General features: G+C 50.2%; 24 protein-coding genes. 7 read left to right on the top strand and 17 right to left on the bottom strand.

Features of this window, described 5'->3' with window-relative positions:
• Positions 1 to 94 precede the first annotated feature (94 nt).
• Positions 95 to 322, top strand: coding sequence for a helix-turn-helix domain-containing protein (locus FRY98_RS29555; RefSeq protein ID WP_148457111.1), 228 nt, complete (start codon positions 95 to 97; stop codon positions 320 to 322).
• 476 nt (positions 323 to 798) lie between these two features.
• Here FRY98_RS29555 and FRY98_RS24595 read toward each other — a convergent pair whose 3' ends face one another.
• Together FRY98_RS24595 and FRY98_RS24590 are read right to left on the bottom strand one after the other, a co-directional pair.
• Positions 799 to 1,362, bottom strand: a complete 564-nt coding sequence (locus FRY98_RS24595) for a hypothetical protein (protein ID WP_148457109.1) — start codon at positions 1,360 to 1,362, stop codon at positions 799 to 801.
• 63 nt (positions 1,363 to 1,425) lie between these two features.
• Positions 1,426 to 1,764: a YolD-like family protein gene (locus tag FRY98_RS24590; RefSeq protein WP_148457107.1), complete on the bottom strand. Its 339-nt coding sequence runs from the start codon at positions 1,762 to 1,764 to the stop codon at positions 1,426 to 1,428.
• 519 nt (positions 1,765 to 2,283) lie between these two features.
• Between FRY98_RS24590 and FRY98_RS24580 the strand changes: the two genes are divergently transcribed.
• Positions 2,284 to 2,496 carry a hypothetical protein gene (locus tag FRY98_RS24580; RefSeq protein ID WP_249043519.1) on the top strand — a complete coding sequence of 71 codons (213 nt, stop codon included), beginning with the start codon at positions 2,284 to 2,286 and terminating at the stop codon, positions 2,494 to 2,496.
• An 18-nt stretch (positions 2,497 to 2,514) separates the two neighbouring features.
• Here the strand turns inward: FRY98_RS24580 and FRY98_RS28565 are convergent, their stop codons facing one another.
• Both FRY98_RS28565 and FRY98_RS24575 read right to left on the bottom strand, forming a co-directional pair.
• Positions 2,515 to 2,667, bottom strand: coding sequence for a hypothetical protein (locus FRY98_RS28565; protein WP_170287170.1), 153 nt, complete (start codon positions 2,665 to 2,667; stop codon positions 2,515 to 2,517).
• Positions 2,648 to 2,881, bottom strand: a complete 234-nt coding sequence (locus tag FRY98_RS24575) for a helix-turn-helix domain-containing protein (RefSeq protein ID WP_148457103.1) — start codon at positions 2,879 to 2,881, stop codon at positions 2,648 to 2,650. Before FRY98_RS24575 ends, FRY98_RS28565 begins: the two co-directional genes overlap by 20 nt.
• 143 nt (positions 2,882 to 3,024) lie before the next feature.
• Here FRY98_RS24575 and FRY98_RS24570 point away from each other — a divergent pair, with 143 nt between their 5' ends.
• The 5 genes from FRY98_RS24570 (at position 3,025) to FRY98_RS24560 (ending at position 5,141) form a co-directional block, all read left to right on the top strand.
• Positions 3,025 to 3,231: a hypothetical protein gene (locus tag FRY98_RS24570; protein ID WP_148457101.1), complete on the top strand. Its 207-nt coding sequence runs from the start codon at positions 3,025 to 3,027 to the stop codon at positions 3,229 to 3,231.
• Positions 3,232 to 3,399: 168 nt separating this feature from the next.
• Entirely contained in the window at positions 3,400 to 3,549 is a 150-nt protein-coding gene (locus FRY98_RS28560; RefSeq protein ID WP_170287169.1) for a hypothetical protein, read from the top strand.
• Positions 3,550 to 3,609: 60 nt separating this feature from the next.
• A complete protein-coding gene (locus FRY98_RS28555; RefSeq protein ID WP_170287168.1) occupies positions 3,610 to 3,786 on the top strand; it encodes a hypothetical protein in 177 nt (58 codons plus the stop codon).
• Positions 3,787 to 3,880: 94 nt separating this feature from the next.
• A complete protein-coding gene (locus FRY98_RS24565) occupies positions 3,881 to 4,744 on the top strand; it encodes an ATP-dependent DNA ligase (protein WP_148457099.1) in 864 nt (287 codons plus the stop codon).
• Positions 4,745 to 4,901: 157 nt separating this feature from the next.
• Positions 4,902 to 5,141, top strand: coding sequence for a hypothetical protein (locus FRY98_RS24560; RefSeq protein WP_148457097.1), 240 nt, complete (start codon positions 4,902 to 4,904; stop codon positions 5,139 to 5,141).
• Between the two features lie 702 nt (positions 5,142 to 5,843).
• Here FRY98_RS24560 and FRY98_RS24555 read toward each other — a convergent pair.
• The 13 genes from FRY98_RS24555 to FRY98_RS24495 form a co-directional block, all read right to left on the bottom strand.
• The gene (locus tag FRY98_RS24555) at positions 5,844 to 6,056 is read right to left on the bottom strand and encodes a phage holin (protein WP_249043518.1); all 213 of its coding nucleotides are present in this window, start codon (positions 6,054 to 6,056) and stop codon (positions 5,844 to 5,846) included.
• Positions 6,057 to 6,058: 2 nt separating this feature from the next.
• The gene (locus FRY98_RS24550) at positions 6,059 to 6,841 is read right to left on the bottom strand and encodes a C39 family peptidase (RefSeq protein WP_148457093.1); all 783 of its coding nucleotides are present in this window, start codon (positions 6,839 to 6,841) and stop codon (positions 6,059 to 6,061) included.
• On the bottom strand, positions 6,838 to 7,299 hold the full coding sequence (locus tag FRY98_RS24545) for a phage holin family protein (RefSeq protein WP_148457091.1): 462 nt from the start codon (positions 7,297 to 7,299) through the stop codon (positions 6,838 to 6,840). The genes FRY98_RS24550 and FRY98_RS24545 overlap by 4 nt, the downstream gene beginning before the upstream one ends.
• 82 nt (positions 7,300 to 7,381) lie before the next feature.
• Entirely contained in the window at positions 7,382 to 7,657 is a 276-nt protein-coding gene (locus FRY98_RS24540; RefSeq protein ID WP_148457089.1) for a hypothetical protein, read from the bottom strand.
• 112 nt (positions 7,658 to 7,769) lie between these two features.
• On the bottom strand, positions 7,770 to 9,338 hold the full coding sequence (locus FRY98_RS29605; RefSeq protein WP_148457087.1) for a tail fiber protein: 1,569 nt from the start codon (positions 9,336 to 9,338) through the stop codon (positions 7,770 to 7,772).
• A 12-nt stretch (positions 9,339 to 9,350) separates the two neighbouring features.
• Positions 9,351 to 9,908: a phage tail protein I gene (locus tag FRY98_RS24530; protein ID WP_148457085.1), complete on the bottom strand. Its 558-nt coding sequence runs from the start codon at positions 9,906 to 9,908 to the stop codon at positions 9,351 to 9,353.
• Positions 9,901 to 11,034, bottom strand: a complete 1,134-nt coding sequence (locus FRY98_RS24525; RefSeq protein WP_148457083.1) for a baseplate assembly protein — start codon at positions 11,032 to 11,034, stop codon at positions 9,901 to 9,903. Before FRY98_RS24525 ends, FRY98_RS24530 begins: the two co-directional genes overlap by 8 nt.
• A complete protein-coding gene (locus FRY98_RS24520) occupies positions 11,031 to 11,375 on the bottom strand; it encodes a GPW/gp25 family protein (RefSeq protein WP_148457080.1) in 345 nt (114 codons plus the stop codon). Before FRY98_RS24520 ends, FRY98_RS24525 begins: the two co-directional genes overlap by 4 nt.
• Positions 11,372 to 11,767, bottom strand: coding sequence for a phage tail protein (locus tag FRY98_RS24515; protein WP_148457078.1), 396 nt, complete (start codon positions 11,765 to 11,767; stop codon positions 11,372 to 11,374). The genes FRY98_RS24520 and FRY98_RS24515 overlap by 4 nt, the downstream gene beginning before the upstream one ends.
• On the bottom strand, positions 11,764 to 12,177 hold the full coding sequence (locus tag FRY98_RS24510; protein ID WP_148457076.1) for a phage baseplate assembly protein V: 414 nt from the start codon (positions 12,175 to 12,177) through the stop codon (positions 11,764 to 11,766). Before FRY98_RS24510 ends, FRY98_RS24515 begins: the two co-directional genes overlap by 4 nt.
• A 2-nt stretch (positions 12,178 to 12,179) precedes the next feature.
• A complete protein-coding gene (locus FRY98_RS24505; protein ID WP_148457074.1) occupies positions 12,180 to 13,211 on the bottom strand; it encodes a phage late control D family protein in 1,032 nt (343 codons plus the stop codon).
• Between the two features lie 2 nt (positions 13,212 to 13,213).
• Positions 13,214 to 13,417 carry a tail protein X gene (locus FRY98_RS24500; protein WP_148457072.1) on the bottom strand — a complete coding sequence of 68 codons (204 nt, stop codon included), beginning with the start codon at positions 13,415 to 13,417 and terminating at the stop codon, positions 13,214 to 13,216.
• On the bottom strand, positions 13,414 to 16,320 hold the full coding sequence (locus FRY98_RS24495; RefSeq protein ID WP_148457070.1) for a phage tail tape measure protein: 2,907 nt from the start codon (positions 16,318 to 16,320) through the stop codon (positions 13,414 to 13,416). The genes FRY98_RS24500 and FRY98_RS24495 overlap by 4 nt, the downstream gene beginning before the upstream one ends.
• Positions 16,321 to 16,380: the final 60 nt, after the last annotated feature.

The following is a 16,380-nucleotide window of genomic DNA, read 5'->3' as shown; positions in this document are numbered from 1 at the left end:
CCGTTTGAGATGTTAAGACGAGCATATCATAAAATACGAGCAAAAACCAGAACATCCGTTCGTATAATTCAATGAAAATGGAAAGGAGTTTCCAATGGCGTTCCTACTCGGGGAATGCCTGCTACTGGATCGTTTAAAGGAAAAAGGAGTCACTCAAGCGGAATTTTCCAGACGAATGAAATGCTCCCGCGCTTATGTGACGCAATTGATCTACGGGGATTCTAAGATGTCTCTTGAATTTGCGATCAATGCCGCCCATTTCCTTGAATGCCGTGTGACTGATCTATATGTATTAGAGTGGTCCAGTGACAGGAATGAGTAGATTATCTACTCACCCCTGGGAATGCTGTTAAGTAATTCTTAACATCTCATTAACCCATTGTATAACCTTCTCTTCGCGTTTTTCGTCGTAAAATGTCGAAAGTGCTTACTTGTAAAATAATCCAAAATACCTACGCATGACCGGAAGTAAACCGGACAAAATTCGGCGCCTTCACCTACCTTTCGTTTCGAGAAAACGCAAAAAAGCCACTGAAATCCAGAATAGTACGGGACAAAACGTCCGTCTCGTTGACTTTAGGCAACGAAACCCGTTTTTTTATATCCGTATTAATCTGGATCTCAGTGGCATTTTGTCATTGGAATATAATGACGCCTTCCCGAGATTCACTGAATTAGCTGAAAATCAGCTTTTAGCATGCCCCTTTTGCGCATGCTAGGGGATTGAGGAATAAATAATAAAGGTATAGGACTTATGATAGCAGATGCATTTGAACTTTGTAAAGTACTGTAAACTGACTATCTTAAGTATACCCCAAATTCACGATCAAGTAGCATTACAGTCTCTGCATATCCGTCACTATTAAATGTGGACGAAATCATGTATGTTTTATTATCTGCTTTAAGGTCCTTCATCGAACCTGAATCCACTATAAACTTTTTATTAACTGAATCATATATATAATCCAAATTTCTTTCGTTAGTTTCTTTTAGATAGTTTTCCCCATACATTTCCTCAATTTCACCTTTCAGCATTCCGACTCTAGCTCCCTTAGATGTCTCATAAACATCACTAGATCCTTCGTTCAGTAAGATTACTACGACTTTATCATCACGATATGCAATAACAACCCCTGATTCGTAATTATACGAATTCCTTGCCCCAACGCCGTCCCCCTGTTTTTCTCCAACCCCCAGGACTTTTTCAGCGTCTGTACGAGTCATTCCGTAACGAACTACTTGCTTCTTGTCATTAATTTTTCTAATTGCCAAGTTATCCGCAGAAAAAGATGATCCTCCCCCGCAACCAGTGAGGAGTAGAGCAATGACAATAAACCCAGCTACAATTTTTTTAATCCCCATGTCTTCCCGCCTTTTTTACCTAAAATATAACAAAAATAAGCCTCCCTGACTATGCTAGGAGGCTTATTTGTCATATATCTCTATCGACAATATGTCTTCAATCGCAACCCACTGCCATTCGCCCGCCCCAGTAGCAAGCTTGATCTCCCGCCGATACGTCTGCACGGCCGTCACGATTCCCGCGAGCTCTCTGTCCTCATACTCCCCAAATACCCGGAGCGTAATGCGCCGGTGATCCCGGTAAGACTCGGCCAGCGCCCTCTCGATCAACTCCAGTTCTTGGGCGTCTAGGGTGGGGCGCTGCCGCCTTCCCTCCCCCAGCCTCTGCCGTTCCATCGCTTCCCTATGCTCGGGAAGAATAAACTTTGTGGACCATAACCCATCACCTAATCGGCTGCTCATGATCACCACTCCTCAATATTTAGTCCAATAATCTATGCCACTTGATGGCCGTGTTTTGGGAGTGATCGGCTGATCCCGCTCCCATCCCTCAAGGATAACGATCGTATCCAGGCGCGGTTTGTCTGGCCAAAATATGTACCTCTCTTGCACCAATGTATTAAGCGCCGCCTCAATGTCGTGGTACCGGCGCCCTGTCGTGCGTTCCAACTCCGGTTTGGTCGGCATACGGTGCCGCTGGCTATTAAAGTTATACAGGATCCGGAGTAATTTTCTTTCTAAGTCATCCAACATTTTTATCACCCCAAATATACGAACGTTTGTTTGTATTATATGCGAATGAATGTTTTCTACGCAAGATGAAAAAAAGACCACTCTGCTTCATGCCTCAGTGGTCTTCTCGTTTCACAATATTCTTATTTTATATCAACTAATTGATATAAAGTGTTGACTTGTATATCACAAAGTGGTATATTTATATCAGGAAGTTGATACAAGAGACTTCCCGAGGAGGTGAAGTCAGTGGAAAAACAACTCATGAACGCATTTGAAAAGCTTCAAAAAGCAGAACACCTCCTAAGAGTGACACGCGACCAGTTCGGGCTGGGGCGCATCACCAAGGAGGAGTTCAAAAAGCGTGAGGCGGAAATCCTTGAGCGGTATCGCCTAACGCTGGGTGAGGAACGGGCTTACGACCTGTACCTCAGAATGAAAGGCAAGCGCAGCAGCAAGTAAGTTGCGGAGAGGGGCTAATTAAGCCCCTCTTTTCTTTTGCTTACACCGCTGCACCTGTTTGATATTAATCATAAACGAATCATAATCATCGATCAACAAATCCATGTCGACGTATACGAGCGGTATTAGGAGATTGCCGTCCACTTTATACTCAATTACCCTGGGTAACATGTTCGTCCTCCTCATCTTCTTTATATTCAAAAATCTCGCCAACCGTGACGCCGAGAAACTTACACAGCTTATCGATTGTATCCAGATCGACCCGCTTAGATTCGTCTCGGTACAAGCCCGCAACTGTATTTATAGCAAGACCCGTTCCGCGCACTACATCACGCTGAGTCAGTCGTTTACGCCCCATAATTTCGCTTAAGTGGTTAATCATCATCTGTCGTTCAACCTCCTTTTGATACTCAGTATAAACATATATAAATAAAATATCAAGAAGTTAATATTATGTATTGACTAGTGTATTATCATCTGGTATATTTATATCAGGAAGTTAATACAACACATAAGGAGGCAATGAAAATGTTCAAAAAGTACAGAGCAACAAAAGCGAATGTAATCTTACTGGAAAGTGCCATGAAGGCGCTGGGTTATCCAGTCGAAAAAGTAAGCGCGTCGACAGATTACAAAAGCTTTAAGTACTTCAACTGGCACACCATGTTTAGCAATAACGTTAATGCAAAAATGCAAGAGTTAGAAAATGCCGCTCACAATCAATCGTCCTTGTGAAGTCATAACTGTAAGACGTGGAGAAGTCAGCTCCAAGCAAAAGAAAAGGAACCCCTAAACGGCGCGTGCGACGCAGACGTTAGAAAGGTTCCACCGGAGAGGGTTAGCGCCCCTCTCCTCCCAATCTTAACACAAAGCTAATCAAAAATGAATCGGGAGGATTCAATTATGAATAACAGACTGGCAGCTATTTTACGAGTGATCGAAAAACGGAGAAGTCGGGGAGCAACAGACCGCGACATCATGAATTATAAAGAGAGCTTGGCTCGTGGCGTTAAAAATGAGCAGGTCAAGCAGCAGATTCTGAACCTGAGATAGACCCGGGGGCTTCGTCCCCTCTATACAATAGCCGGAGGGCTTTAAACTTGGAGGACTACCATGTTGAATGAAATTACTGTATCCGATAGCGAAAAGATTATGCTTGAGGTCATGAGAGAAACAGGAATTACCCCTGACAACGTTGCGCAAATGGCACGATCCCATGCGATCAAAATCAAGAGTTATGACGTTGAAAAATACGACAAGTTAGCGAACACGTTGGCACGACGTAAATAATCCGCCTGATGGTGCCGCAAAGACCCATCTCGCCCAACACTTACCGCCTCTCTACCGTATAGCTAAGCGCTATAATCGGTAGAGAGGTGTTTTTATGTTTATCGATCCTATGTTACTCGCAACAGCACCGGGTCCGTTCAGCGATCCGCGCTTTATATTTGAACCCAAGATAGATGGCCATCGGTTGATCTATTCTCAGCAAGACGGCACTGTCCGCCTATATACCCGCCACAATAACGACTGCACTCGGCAATATCCCGAAATTGCAGACGCTCTGTTTCCGCACGACATAGTCCTGGACGGCGAGATCGCATGCGTGGACCCGGCGACCGGAGTGTCCGATTTTGAGGCAGTGATGACACGCTTCCAAGCTAAAAGAGCCGACAAGATTGTGCGGTTAGCCGCTACCCTCCCGGCCTACTATGCCATTTTTGACATCCTGATGTACAAGGGGGAGGACATGCGCCGACGCCCGCTAAGGGAACGCAAAGAGTTGCTGGCGAGCCTCAAGATGCCGTCAAGTAGTTTTGGGATAGTACCGCATGTTGAAGGCGCAGGGGAAGCTTTATTTGCGCAGATTGAAGCCCGCGGCATGGAGGGTGTCGTCGGTAAGCGGGCTGATAGTGCTTATGAAACCGGCCGCCGATCGAATAGCTGGCGTAAGGTCATTAACTGGACATATGCTGACGTCTATATCACGGGTTACAAAAAGGCGGAGTTTGGCTGGTTGGCGGGAGTGGCCGACGAAACCGGGAAAGTGCGGCCTGCTGGGATTATCGAGCTAGGTGCAGGGCCGACGGAACGAAAAGCATTTTATGGCGTAAGTAAGGCGCTGGTTACCGGAGAGAATCGCAACTTTGTTTATGTTGAGCCGAAAATCCGCGCACGTGTAAAAATACGAAATTGGACAAAGTCGGGGTTGTTGCGGAGTCCCGTTTTTGAGGAGTTTATAGTATAGCCTTATCCATCGATTTCATATCGGTGGTTTTTTTACATTACGTTCCCTTTCTGTTCGGTTGTGTTACACAACTATTCGTGATATTATTTAATCAACAGCAAGAGACACGGGACCAACAAGCCGGAGATACCGGATGAGGAAAAAGGAGCAAATATCCATGAGAACATTTAGCGATTTGAACGAATTTAACTCGACGGTGATTGAATGGGAAGGAAAGACTCTCAAAACTACTCAAGACCCGAACGTAACCGATGAAGGGGACATGTACACGGCCCCCGCGATCGATGCAGCAGGAAACGAATATGTACTTGTTTGGAAGGTTATTGACCCGGAGATCACAGACGAATCTTCAATTTGTGATTGGGATAATCCAGTTGGTGTGACGCTGGTAAAGTAGCACCGCCCCTTGAATACGTTGGAGCTGCGTGGGTCGCCCGCCATATGGGCACCACGCAGCAGAACGTCTCAAAGTCTGGCCTTAATGCCTTGAAACCTGGTTATCGGGGCTCAATGCTTCGGCCTGATGCTTTATTTGAGGGGCGGCCTTTATGGTTAAAAAGCCGGTTTGAGAGTGAACAATGATACAAGGTCGGAAATGTAAACAGTGCGGAGCATCATTTCAGGGCGGTCCGCGTGCGTACTACTGCCCGTCGTGTCGAGCGGAAAGAGCAAAGCAGGATAGAGCGGAGTATCGGAGGCGGAAACGACAAGGAGAGGTAAGAGAACTCGGCAGCACGGACACATGTGAACTTTGCGGATCGGATTATACCGTTAATAGCGGATTACAGCGGTTTTGTCCCGAATGTCAACCTGTACATAATGCCGAATACGACCGCGAAACCGCTCTGCCATATTATCATGCAAATAAGGAGAAGATTAACCCGGCTCGAAAAATAAAGCGACGTAAGCGGGGAAACATTTGCTTATGGTGCGGAAATGAGTTTGTGCCAGTGAATGGAAGCGTAACATGCTCGGACCAGTGTCGGCGCCAATACACCAATCAGTACGCCCGGGAATGGAGGAAGCAGAAACGCGCCAAAGATGCAAAAAGCAAAAAAAGCCCACCGACCGATTAATGGCCAGTGGGCATTTCTTCGTCCTACTTCTTGTCTCTGAACCCCTTCCCTGCTTCCGGATTGCTAACGATCCCAAGCACAACCAGAACCCCCAGAAGGGCATTCACGGCCGTCATGATCTGATCGTACTTTTCGGGGGCAAGCTGAAACCCCAAAATATCTCCGCATGCCTGCACCGCCAGCAAAACAGCCGATACCAATGATACCCACATCCCATAGTTTTTCCATTTGTTCATGATTATTTAGCCTCCTTATTGAAAAATCCCATATTGAAAAGCATTTGAATCATCTTGATTTCCGAAAGACTCTTATCTGCGCTGGTCTTGATGGCTCCGGCTGCTTTGGCGGCCCCTATAGCCTCTACTGCCCACGCTGGAGGTTCTTGGTTACCGGAAATATTAATGTGCTTCTCAATGGCTTCTATGCGCTTTTCTAGCGCCTCAAATTCTTCTCTCTTCACTTCGTCGTCCTCCTGTTTTGGTTTTGAAATAATCCAGTATTGCTTTGCTTCCCGGGCAAATACGATCTCTTTGACCTTTATCTTGCCGTCATCCCTTACACCCTGCTCGATCAACCCGTCGTTACCATACTTGCGGTTATCGTGGTTAGGATCATAGACGTCGATCCAGCCCTCTTTACTAATGCCGACGAGGTGGATGTAATGGCCGCCGCCCGTGGTATGGCCCGGTCCCATCGATGCAATGGCAAGTTCCCCCGCTTTTAGAGCCGCCTTTACATCAGCTAGGCTGCCGGTTTGCTTACACTCAAGCCCATACTGCTCAAAAAATTTCTTAAAAAACCCCCAATCCGTGCCGCTGTTGGCCGTGCGAAATCCTTTTTTGACGGCGAAGCTCGCCGCCTCTGTCGGCAAAATTGTTTTGCCGGTATAGGAACTCGCCACCATAGACGCGCAGGTGGGGCCGCATGCAGATGTACCAATAGTTTGTTTTTTGTCCCCCGTAATCGAGTACATGACGTTACGCCATCGCGGGTCCTCTTGGCTGTAATAGACCAGTTTCATTCTTTTGCACCATCCTTTCTGGATTCAGCTCGCTGAATTTTCTTGTCCAGTTCACTTTTCACCCATTCCATCAGCCCGTTAAGAACCGGCAACGGCAGCCAGTCCCCCCATCCCGCCCGGATGCTATTGGCCGTCATACTCTGCAGGACGTGGTATAAGGACCCCAGAGCTAGCGCCCCAAAAATGACGCCCGGCAAGTAAAGAACCACGTCCAGAAGGTGGCCCCCTGCAGGGAGCAGGAGGATAAAAAACGTCCTGATGATGCCGTCCAGGCCGTAGCGACTGGCATAGGTATTGTCCTTTTTGGCGGCGCGAACGCCGGAAATCCAGTCCATAATTACGAAAAACAGCAACGCCACCATGATCGCAGCCACGGCCTCCCCTTCCCCATACAAGTAGTCAAAGATCGGCACCAGCCCAGCCCCGAACCCCATAATCCCCGTTTTAACTCTGTCCATATGCTTCCTTCCCCCTCAAAAAAATTAGCCCCCAGGGCGTCCCGAGGGCATAAAAAATACGCCTTCCGGCGCGTTCTTTGTCTTATTTCTCTGCTCCAGTTACTTCCTTATACTTTTCAGCCAAATACTCATAGTTACAAATTCCACAGGTTCCAGTATCATTTTTGTAGATGAATTGCCCCGGAATGGCCACAAGTTCGGTTTTATCTTTTTTCAACGTCACTGACTTCAATGTTCCATCCGGAGCAAAAGCTACATTTACGCTCATTCCCGTGAAACTGATGATTGGCTGGATCGTGGATAAATCTTTAAACTCTATTGCTTCCACACGTTCGTTCGATTGAAATGTTCTAATCATCCTCATCACCCTTCGTTTTAGTAGTGCTATGCCCGCGCTCTTATGGTTACATCTGTATAGTCACTTACCCCTTGTACACATCAAATGATGTAGGCGTGTCATCTCCCTTTGATTAATCCCCAAAAGCATACCATGTCGCTGAAAAATCACGATTCGTATAATAAGGGTTAACGGGAACCAAGAATCCTGTGCTTGTCAAATAAGCATTTCCCGATAAAACAACGCCCATCGATCCGCTTGCGGCACTTGAAATAAATAATTGAGCTGCACTATCATACCGGAATTTCATGCCATCTCTATAAATAGTTTCGAACCCATAGCCAGTGCCGCTGCTCAAATCATTACCTACAACTAATAGTGTTTTTGGGAGGAAATTCAACCCAGATACCTGAAGATATTTCATTGGGACAACGACTCCGTCGTGCCTAGTAAATTCTAAGGTATTTGTGTTAGATACAGTGGCAGTTCCAGTGGCGTAAAGTGACCCCAGCTTTATTTGCCCAATCTTTTGCGCCAAAACCGTGTTCAAATCATTTACACTAGCGGGTACGCCTTTGCCTGTAATGGCATCTGCTATTCCTTGTTTTTCTGCTGTGGTCATCCGCTCCAAAGCACCAACCAAACCAAATATATTGGTGTCTTTCGGCAGGTTCCCAGCAACAAAATCCGGGTCGTGTGAAGAAATGTATACATTATCTTCGTAATAATACCCAGGCGGTACTTTTGAAAATAAGTTACCCACACCATCGGCATACCCAGCATCTGGTGATGCGGGCCTCGCACCAGATGCCTGCTTAGGCATTGCTCCGGCCTGATTATTGCCGCTGGCATTGGAAAACGTGTACCCGCTCAATACTTGTGCCGGTCCTGCGTTGCCGGTGGCTCGGATAATCGCTGCCATTTTGGCGATTAACGAATCCCAACTTTCTGCTGTGGTCGCCGGTATACCTTTGGCAACAAGCGCGGCAACCACTTCCGCTTTCCGCTCATTGCCAGACTGAAAAGCCTGGTCAGCTCTGGACTGCGCAGTTGCCGCCGCTAAATTTGCTGCGTTCGCGGTGTTTTGCGCCGCCGTGGCCGCATCATAGGCCGACTTGACCGCCTTCGGTGTCGCTGCCAGTGTTTCGCTGCTGCTGTTCGTTGCGTTGGAGAGTTGAACCTTGCCCTTTACCGTCAATGAGGCATCAGGGATCGTTATGCCGGCGATCGCTTCGTTGAGCTCATCCTTAGTCACGTATACAAGCGACTCGTCAATGTTCGCCGTGATGCTCGAGGCTGCGCCGACGAACACGTTCATATTGATTGCCTTTTCAATCACGCCGTCACCCTTTGGTGTGATATAGTCAGCGGTTGATCCGGCATTAGCGTACATGTACAAGATTTCACCCAAGTCCGGGTCCGTAGCAAATATGCCAACCTCCCGGAGGTAAAAGCCTGTTGTCACGTCCTGGTTAGTCAATGTGGCCCCGATTAAAGCCCGGGTAGATCCCGGCGGCCGCTTTAACCGTGAAATGGTCAGGTCCTTTACCGGAGTGATCAAAGCGCTCATATCCTCAAGGGATTGTCCGCTTAAAGTGCCACTACCGACAGCCATCCTCGTATAAACAAGTTGGACGCCAGCCTGCGCTTTAGCCTGCAACTGACGCCCTTTATTTGTGAGTGCATAACTCCAAGAGCTCATTTTGTAAATCACCTACCCTATCGTTATAAAATCGCCGATGTGCAGCGTCTGGCCAAAATAGAGGTCATTGGCTGGGATGGTCTCCTCCAGGATCACCGTCTCCAGCCAGGCCGACAGCCGCTTAACCGAGTCAATCGCCCGAACAAACTCCTCGGCCTTTTCGTTGGTGGCGGCCGGATCACTGGTTCGCACTCGAAAGTATCCCGGCTCTCCGCCATATTCGAACCATTCTTCGACAGCCCCAGTGCCGAACAGGATCGAGATAAGTTCCTCAACAGCCGCCGGGGTCCCCTTTCGTCGATGGAACCGTATGGCGTTTTTGACCAGTTCCCGTTTTTGCTCGATTGGTAAATCCGGGTCGTAAAAATCGACGTGAAACTGCCAAGCCATCTCATCAGCCTCGTCATTGGTCAACTCATCCAATCGGGAGATTCGTGGAAGCTTGTTGATTTGCTCCGTAAGCCCCTGCAATTGGCTGTCAAGCGCCTCCGCCGCAGCCCTGATGTTTGGGTCCTGCTTGAGACTGTCCGGCAGCATATCGAGCATTTTGAGGCTCTTTAGGTCAATCATCGGCAAGGCCTCCATTTACGACATTGACGGTGGCGTCCTGGGCCACTTGCAGTTCGGATACTTCCGTAAATACCGGTGCCGTAACCTCTACCCGCAGCGCCCCCGCCGACATTACCCTCCAGATCAGCTCCGAAGGGTTAATGTCGCGGCCAAGCTTGGATTTTTGCCATAGTCGGTATGTGTCCACCGCCGCTTTTACCGCCGCCTCTACACTTGTCGCCTCCGTAGCCCGCGCACGGTCCACATAAAACTTGATGTCGATGTTGTAATTGACCTTTTCAGGGGCCTGGACGGTTACCTGATCAGTAAGCGGCCGGACTGACCTGTCATTGAGTACAGCCGAAACGTCGTTAAGGATGTCTTCCGTGGGGAGCTCGCCTCCCCGCAGGAGCGGTACCACGACGACCTCACAAGGCGCCGGCGACTTGACTGCCACATCAATGATCGACGAGCTCGCCGTCATCGCCCAATACCGATACGCCCCCTCTGGCCCCGCCACGGAGAAGCTCTCCGGAGCGGATCGGATACGCGAGCGGAAAGCGTCGTCCGTCTCCTCCTCGGCCCCGCCCGTGCTCTCGGTGATATTTGCGACGCTCTGGATGAATGGAATGGGGTCAACAAGCGTGTTCAGCTGCCCGGCAAGGAATCCGTTGCCCACAATCCCCGGGACCGTACAAGAGGCCATGACGGTGCCTGATACTCCTCCCGCAGGTATCTCCAGCACCTTATCCGTCATAAAGAGGATGGTTCCGGCGCCGCTCGCCGGGCCGACCCGGGTCCCCGCCGGGATAATCGTCGCCGATGTGAGTGGGATCGACAGGTTAAACTGGAGCGTGGTGATTGCTGGCTCAGCTGGTAACCGGGTCACATCGTACAAGACCGCGATATGATCCAGCATCGGCCCGCTTGCGTATTTGAGCAGATCGTTTTTTTTGTTGTGGTTAAGGAGCGCTTGCTGCTGGATGATGATTTGAGCCAGAGCCAATAAAAAGAGGCGTCTCGGGTCCGCCGGATATAACCGGGTGCCGTCGATAGCCTCAAACGTGGTAATAATGCTGTTTTGGATTTCAGTCGGGTCAACATCCACAAAATCGATATCCTTTAACGTGTCAAAACTGCTGCTCAAGTCGTCGCCTCCTCCGCCAAGGTGTATTTAATCACGGGGAGCAGCCGGCCATAGAGAGCGGATTCCTCCTCGGTCTCCTGAAAATCTATGCTGACGATCCTGGCCCGGGGCTCTTGCTCCATGATTGCGGCCGTTATGATGCCGCTAAGCCGTGCCCGCAGGATAGGGATGGGCTCATCCACCAACCCGGTATAATCCGTGCCTATCTCCCGGGAGCCTGGTGCGGATCCGAGACTCGTGCCGATGATCGTTCGGATATTTTGTCCAACCTCTTCGGCCGTCGAAGCCGGAGAAAAGTTCACCCACGCCCCTTCCCCGCTCATATCCACTGTGTAAATCATAGGTATTCCTCCAATGTGATGGTTGCGGTAGCCTTCAGCAGGTTGCCCTTGCCGTCAATCTCCTCCCAAGACTGCTCAAGTGATGTTATTTTCCACTTGTTTACCCCAAGCCCCTGGCCGCCGACTATCAACGGCATTGCCTTCCCGGCCCGCTCAAGTTCAACAAGTTTGCTGAGCTCTTTTCGGGGATTGATACGGTACCGCACATCAAAACGCATTGTAAACGAGACCGTATCAAGACCCGGTCCGATAAACTGAGATATGGGCTTTTTGCCAAGTACCTCATGGTTTGCCCACCGCCCGGCAGAGGACCGAGAGAGCTCAGCAAATGTCCGGATCGCCTCCGGCCCCACCACGAATACAACCGGGCCAAGGCTCCCTATTTTATTCAAAGCACTTCACCCGCCCTTTTGATCGACCCAGTAACCTCCAGATCGCCATCGATTTTGACGCCCCCCGCAGCCTTTACAACGAGCTTTCTGATGCTCCGGTCATAATAGACCTGGCTGCCATCTTCAAACCAAACGCCGCGCTGCTCGTCCGTCCCGGGTGGCTTTTCATCGTCTGTATAGTAGGAGCCGAGGCAAATGCCCACCTGAAGACCATTCCCGAGAAATGCGCAAAGGACGCTCTCGCCCGGCAAGGGGACGGAGTTTCCTCTCCCCCAGCCGCCCGGGGTCAGAACGGGGAGATCATCAGAAACCAGGTCATCCCGATCTGGGAAGGTAACCCGAACAGTTCCGGCTGACGGGTTGGCGCTCGATACGATGCCAGCACGTATCATGTTTTGTTCAATGCTCATTCCTACCACCCCAGGACCTTTCGGATTTCAATTGTAGTTACATACCCGCCCCCGCCGATCTGATGACGGCAGCTATCGATGATGTACTTGCCGTCAAACCGCCCCCAGCCTTTGATGTCGATCGTCACACCTGCGGCCATCCGGATATCACCAACCAGGGTGAGCGACGCTCTTCCTGCCTCCTTGTTTTTCTCACGGAGGCTCTTTCGGGCCAAGCGCTGCGCAGCCGCCGCGGAGTCAACCTGCTGATTTATTTTTAGGATCGGCCCCGTCTTCGGAGCCTTGGGCGGCGTGTAGGTGTATTTGATCGTCTTTTTGGACTTTGGAGGCTTGTAGCTGACCTCGCAGGCCCGGTAAGCCGTGTAAGCCGTCCCCCAGCTAAACTGATAAGAGAGGACGTTATCCTTTCCGCGCTCGATCGTTACGGCCGCCTTCTTTTTCTCATACTCAGCCTCATCAAAAAGGACCAACTTGCCTGATGCGATCTTTACGGCGATCCCTTCCTGCTTGGCCTGATCATTTAAAAAGGCGAGGTCAGACTGTTCCGTCTGGTCCAACCGATCATATGAGGGATTGTCTTTTGCTTCGTAAAGCAGCTTCAGCTTGGCTTTTTTGGCGACATCCGCGGCAATCGTTTTGAGAGTCACTTTCTCCCATGCCCGCGTCCGCCGTTCCGCCCGAGCATTGGAGCCGACAGGCAGTGATATCGCCTTGATCGAGACGGTGTCCGGCGGTCCTGCAAATTCAAAGCTATCCACCTCAAAGGATCCTAATGGCAAGCTTTTGATTTCGCCGGGCTTGCTCCAGTTGATCGTCCGGATCTCAGCCTTGATTTTGTCGGCCTCCGTCGGCTGCCATGGTCCCTGCCATTTCCGTTCCCGGTCCGATAGGGATATTTGAAGATCATCCATGGTCCCCGGGGCCGCGTCATTATACGAAAAATCCAGCAGGTAATCGGCGATATCCTTCGTAACCTCCTTGCCGTTGTAAGACAGCACCAGCACGGCCCGGCGAGCATCTTGTATCCCGTTCATGATCATTCCTCCCGCTTCCATGGCGGCAATGTATCGGCCTGTTCCGCAGGGATTTCTGGAACAGCCAGCATCACGCCAGCCGCAAAGATGGCCGTCCCCATATGTTCCGGGTTGGCCCTCATGAGATTAATCGAAAAACGCTCCTCGCCGAATAAACGAAAGGAGATACCGCTAAAGGTATCCCCTTGACTGGTTGTATATTTCATTTAAAGCTCACCCTCTGCTGTTGTTGCTGATATTGCTTGAGTTTTCGCTCCCAGTCACCTTGGTTATCCTTAAGGGCATCACTAACCGCCCCCTTATCCACCGGGGCGTAGAAATTCAGCACTGGACTGTAAACTGGCGCAAAGTTACCGCCTCCGGTGCTGTACCCCAAAGCCTCCCCAGCAGCCGCATATAGAGCGTGGGAGCGTTTGGAGTTGTTGACCGGGATGATAAACTCATCGTCGCCGCCCTCGCCGACCCATGCCAATTCTGGTGAGGTAATATGGGCTCCTTCGGCATAACCATTAAAGCCTGGGTCCCGTAACTGGATTTGCTTTAGCTTCTTGCCGGCCGGGGTAGACATATCCGGAATTGTTCCAGTTTGCTGCCAAACGAGCTCGATGTTCACCTTTTTAGCATCCGGGATCATGTCCATTGCCCGATTGAGTTCCGCGATGTCCTGCATGGCTGCATCAAATCGCTGCTTTTCGGCGGTGGACAACTCTTTATACTTGGAAGCTTGCTCACCTATTGTCCCGCCCAAGTCCATTTCGATAAGCGCCTTCTGGTTGTCATAGAGAGATTGGAAACTTTGTTCCGTGTCGATGATTTCCTGCTGAGTTTTCTTCCATGATTCATAATTCTCGTCGATAACACCCTTGAAATTATGAAAATCACTCATTAAATTAGCCCAGTTCCCGGCGTAATAATTGCCAGTAGCTTTTTCTATCTCAGCAGCAAGTTCATATAACTTAGTACTCTCCTGATCTTCTGACAAGGAAGGGTCATTAACAATTTCTTGCTGGCGATTGACGTAGTCAGAGTATTGCGCGTAACTAGCTTTAGCTTTTTGGTAAGCTTCGTCGGTATCGGCCAACTTTTGATTTAGTCGGCCATACTCTTCTACCAATTCCGGAAGGTCTGCTTGGCCTTCCATAACCGACATTTCCACTTCACGGCGAGCCATCTCAGCACGACTTTGATTTAGTTCATCAGCAAGACCCAACTGTTCACGGAAACTCTCACTCTTGGCATCTTCGGCCCGCAGAATATCCGGGTTAAGATCAATCAGTTCCTGTTCAACATCCGCCATCTTACGCCGGGCTTCTGTCAGCTCTGCGGCAGGTGTCTTGGCGTTGTTGATCTTATCTTTCAGACGGTCGTACTCTTTAATGAGTTCCTTCGTCCTGTTGGTCTGGCCCTCGACAGCAGCATAGTCGTCGAATGCCTTATCGATGGCGTCGCCCATGTTGATGAGTTCTTGCCTTGCCTTTTCCTGATGATGCTTATAGGCGATCACGCCGAGTGTAAGGGCACCGAGTGCACCGACGGCGAGACCGATCGGATTGGTTAAGAGGCCAATCGCTCCGCCAAATTTCCCCACCTTATCCACGGTACCCATCAAAGATTTGCCCACCTTGGCAAAGTCCTTGCCCATAGAGACGGTATTTTTAGCGAGCATGCCCGCCGGAACGGCGAGAGCAAGGGTCTTTATCAGGTCTTTGTTATCCGAGGCCCAAGCTGTTAAATCGCGCAGCACCGGCATCAGGTCCTCGCCGATCGGGATGACCACTTCTTCCATCAGTTCGCGGCCGAGAACCTTCAGGTCCTGCGCCAGGTTGTCGTATTTGACCGCCGCCATGTCTTCCATGGTTGACTCAGTCATGTGAAATTGATGCTGAACATTACCGAGTGCGGCCACGACGTCCTTCTCCAGGTCCTCCCACTGGGTGCCGAAAAGCTCCACGCCCAGCGCGTTGCGATATACCTTGTTGTCAATGCTGTTGAGCTGGGCGATGACCTTTTGCATGACATCTTTACCCTTGAGAGCGCCAGTGCTCAGGTCCGTGAGTATTTTGTTACCTTCGCCCATGATGCCGGACAGCGCCTTAAAGGTATCCTCGGACCCTTTGCCGCCCTTTTGTAGGTCCTTGACCATTTGCTTCGCGGTATCAGCGGAGACGTGCTTGAGCAGTTCCAGGTATTCAGCCGACTTGGTCCCGCCTTTGGTCAAAGCCATCGTAAATTTCTCGATATCATCGGGAGCAAACAAGGCCGCAAGGGCGCTCGCTGTCTTATCGCTGCCGTCCTGGATCCGGATATTGAACTCTTTCGCCAGATCCCCAACCTTATCCAGATTCCACGCACCGGCCTCAAGACCGGCCGCGAAGAAGTCGAACATCTCATTTGCGGAGTATCCAAGCGCGGCAAACTGCGGCGCGTACTCGTTCGCGGAGTCCAGCAGCTCGCCGGACTTATCCAGCCCCCGCTGCGCCCCCTGTGCCAGAAGGTTCATCGACTGTTCGGAGGTGATGCTGAATTGCCGCATCATGGTGTCCGAAGCCTTTAGGGATTCAGGAATATCAAATCGAAATACGTCTTGCAATACAATCGCATTTTTGGCCGTACGCTCGAGTTCATCGCCCTGCTGTTTGGTTACGTTACGAGCAACGACCAGCGCATCCGTCAGGTCGTTCACGCCCTCGCCGAGACCTTGACGATACAGGGACTGGGAAATTCCTTGGAGCTCCTGTAATTCCTCGGCCGTTGCCCCGGTGGCTGCGCCGAGCTGCCCCGATTGTGCATCAAGTTGCCCAATCGTGCTTACCATCTCGCCGATCGAGCCGGTCACCTTTTCGATGATCGCATAGGCTCCAGTATATTGCCCGACGCGCTGCAGGATGTCTCCGAATTCCCGGACGTTCTCCCTCAACTCACCGAAAGCGCCGGACGCATGATCCGCTTCCCGAGTAATCTTGTCCAAGCTCTTGGTTCGCCGTAGCTGACCAAGGTCCTTTTCAAGCCCGGTCACATCCCGAGAAAGGCTATCGAACGACCGCGTGAGTCGGGGGTCGATTTTCCCATTTAATTCAAATGACATTTCGTACTGCTTTTTTCCTGCCATGGTCAACCCCCTTCTCTCGCTTGACGTTCTTCTTCATGTAATTCACCACGGGCCAGAAAC

The sequence above is a fragment of the Paenibacillus faecis genome (genome assembly GCF_008084145.1).
Taxonomy (GTDB): domain Bacteria; phylum Bacillota; class Bacilli; order Paenibacillales; family Paenibacillaceae; genus Fontibacillus; species Fontibacillus faecis.
The sequence above is the reverse complement of the archived record's forward strand: the minus strand, read 5'-3'. Positions and strand labels throughout refer to the sequence as shown.

Bases quoted from the DNA above. Each gene is read 5' to 3' on its own strand.
- FRY98_RS29555 (WP_148457111.1), top strand. From the start codon at position 95: ATGGCGTTCCTACTCGGGGAATGCCTGCTACTGGATCGTTTAAAGGAA.
- FRY98_RS24595 (WP_148457109.1), bottom strand. From the start codon at position 1,362: ATGGGGATTAAAAAAATTGTAGCTGGGTTTATTGTCATTGCTCTACTC.
- FRY98_RS24590 (WP_148457107.1), bottom strand. From the start codon at position 1,764: ATGAGCAGCCGATTAGGTGATGGGTTATGGTCCACAAAGTTTATTCTT.
- FRY98_RS28565 (WP_170287170.1), bottom strand. From the start codon at position 2,667: ATGTTACCCAGGGTAATTGAGTATAAAGTGGACGGCAATCTCCTAATA.
- FRY98_RS24575 (WP_148457103.1), bottom strand. From the start codon at position 2,881: ATGATGATTAACCACTTAAGCGAAATTATGGGGCGTAAACGACTGACT.
- FRY98_RS24570 (WP_148457101.1), top strand. From the start codon at position 3,025: ATGTTCAAAAAGTACAGAGCAACAAAAGCGAATGTAATCTTACTGGAA.
- FRY98_RS28560 (WP_170287169.1), top strand. From the start codon at position 3,400: ATGAATAACAGACTGGCAGCTATTTTACGAGTGATCGAAAAACGGAGA.
- FRY98_RS28555 (WP_170287168.1), top strand. From the start codon at position 3,610: ATGTTGAATGAAATTACTGTATCCGATAGCGAAAAGATTATGCTTGAG.
- FRY98_RS24565 (WP_148457099.1), top strand. From the start codon at position 3,881: ATGTTTATCGATCCTATGTTACTCGCAACAGCACCGGGTCCGTTCAGC.
- FRY98_RS24560 (WP_148457097.1), top strand. From the start codon at position 4,902: ATGAGAACATTTAGCGATTTGAACGAATTTAACTCGACGGTGATTGAA.
- FRY98_RS24555 (WP_249043518.1), bottom strand. From the start codon at position 6,056: ATGAACAAATGGAAAAACTATGGGATGTGGGTATCATTGGTATCGGCT.
- FRY98_RS24550 (WP_148457093.1), bottom strand. From the start codon at position 6,841: ATGAAACTGGTCTATTACAGCCAAGAGGACCCGCGATGGCGTAACGTC.
- FRY98_RS24545 (WP_148457091.1), bottom strand. From the start codon at position 7,299: ATGGACAGAGTTAAAACGGGGATTATGGGGTTCGGGGCTGGGCTGGTG.
- FRY98_RS24540 (WP_148457089.1), bottom strand. From the start codon at position 7,657: ATGATTAGAACATTTCAATCGAACGAACGTGTGGAAGCAATAGAGTTT.
- FRY98_RS29605 (WP_148457087.1), bottom strand. From the start codon at position 9,338: ATGAGCTCTTGGAGTTATGCACTCACAAATAAAGGGCGTCAGTTGCAG.
- FRY98_RS24530 (WP_148457085.1), bottom strand. From the start codon at position 9,908: ATGATTGACCTAAAGAGCCTCAAAATGCTCGATATGCTGCCGGACAGT.
- FRY98_RS24520 (WP_148457080.1), bottom strand. From the start codon at position 11,375: ATGATTTACACAGTGGATATGAGCGGGGAAGGGGCGTGGGTGAACTTT.
- FRY98_RS24510 (WP_148457076.1), bottom strand. From the start codon at position 12,177: ATGAGCATTGAACAAAACATGATACGTGCTGGCATCGTATCGAGCGCC.
- FRY98_RS24505 (WP_148457074.1), bottom strand. From the start codon at position 13,211: ATGAACGGGATACAAGATGCTCGCCGGGCCGTGCTGGTGCTGTCTTAC.
- FRY98_RS24500 (WP_148457072.1), bottom strand. From the start codon at position 13,417: ATGAAATATACAACCAGTCAAGGGGATACCTTTAGCGGTATCTCCTTT.
- FRY98_RS24495 (WP_148457070.1), bottom strand. From the start codon at position 16,320: ATGGCAGGAAAAAAGCAGTACGAAATGTCATTTGAATTAAATGGGAAA.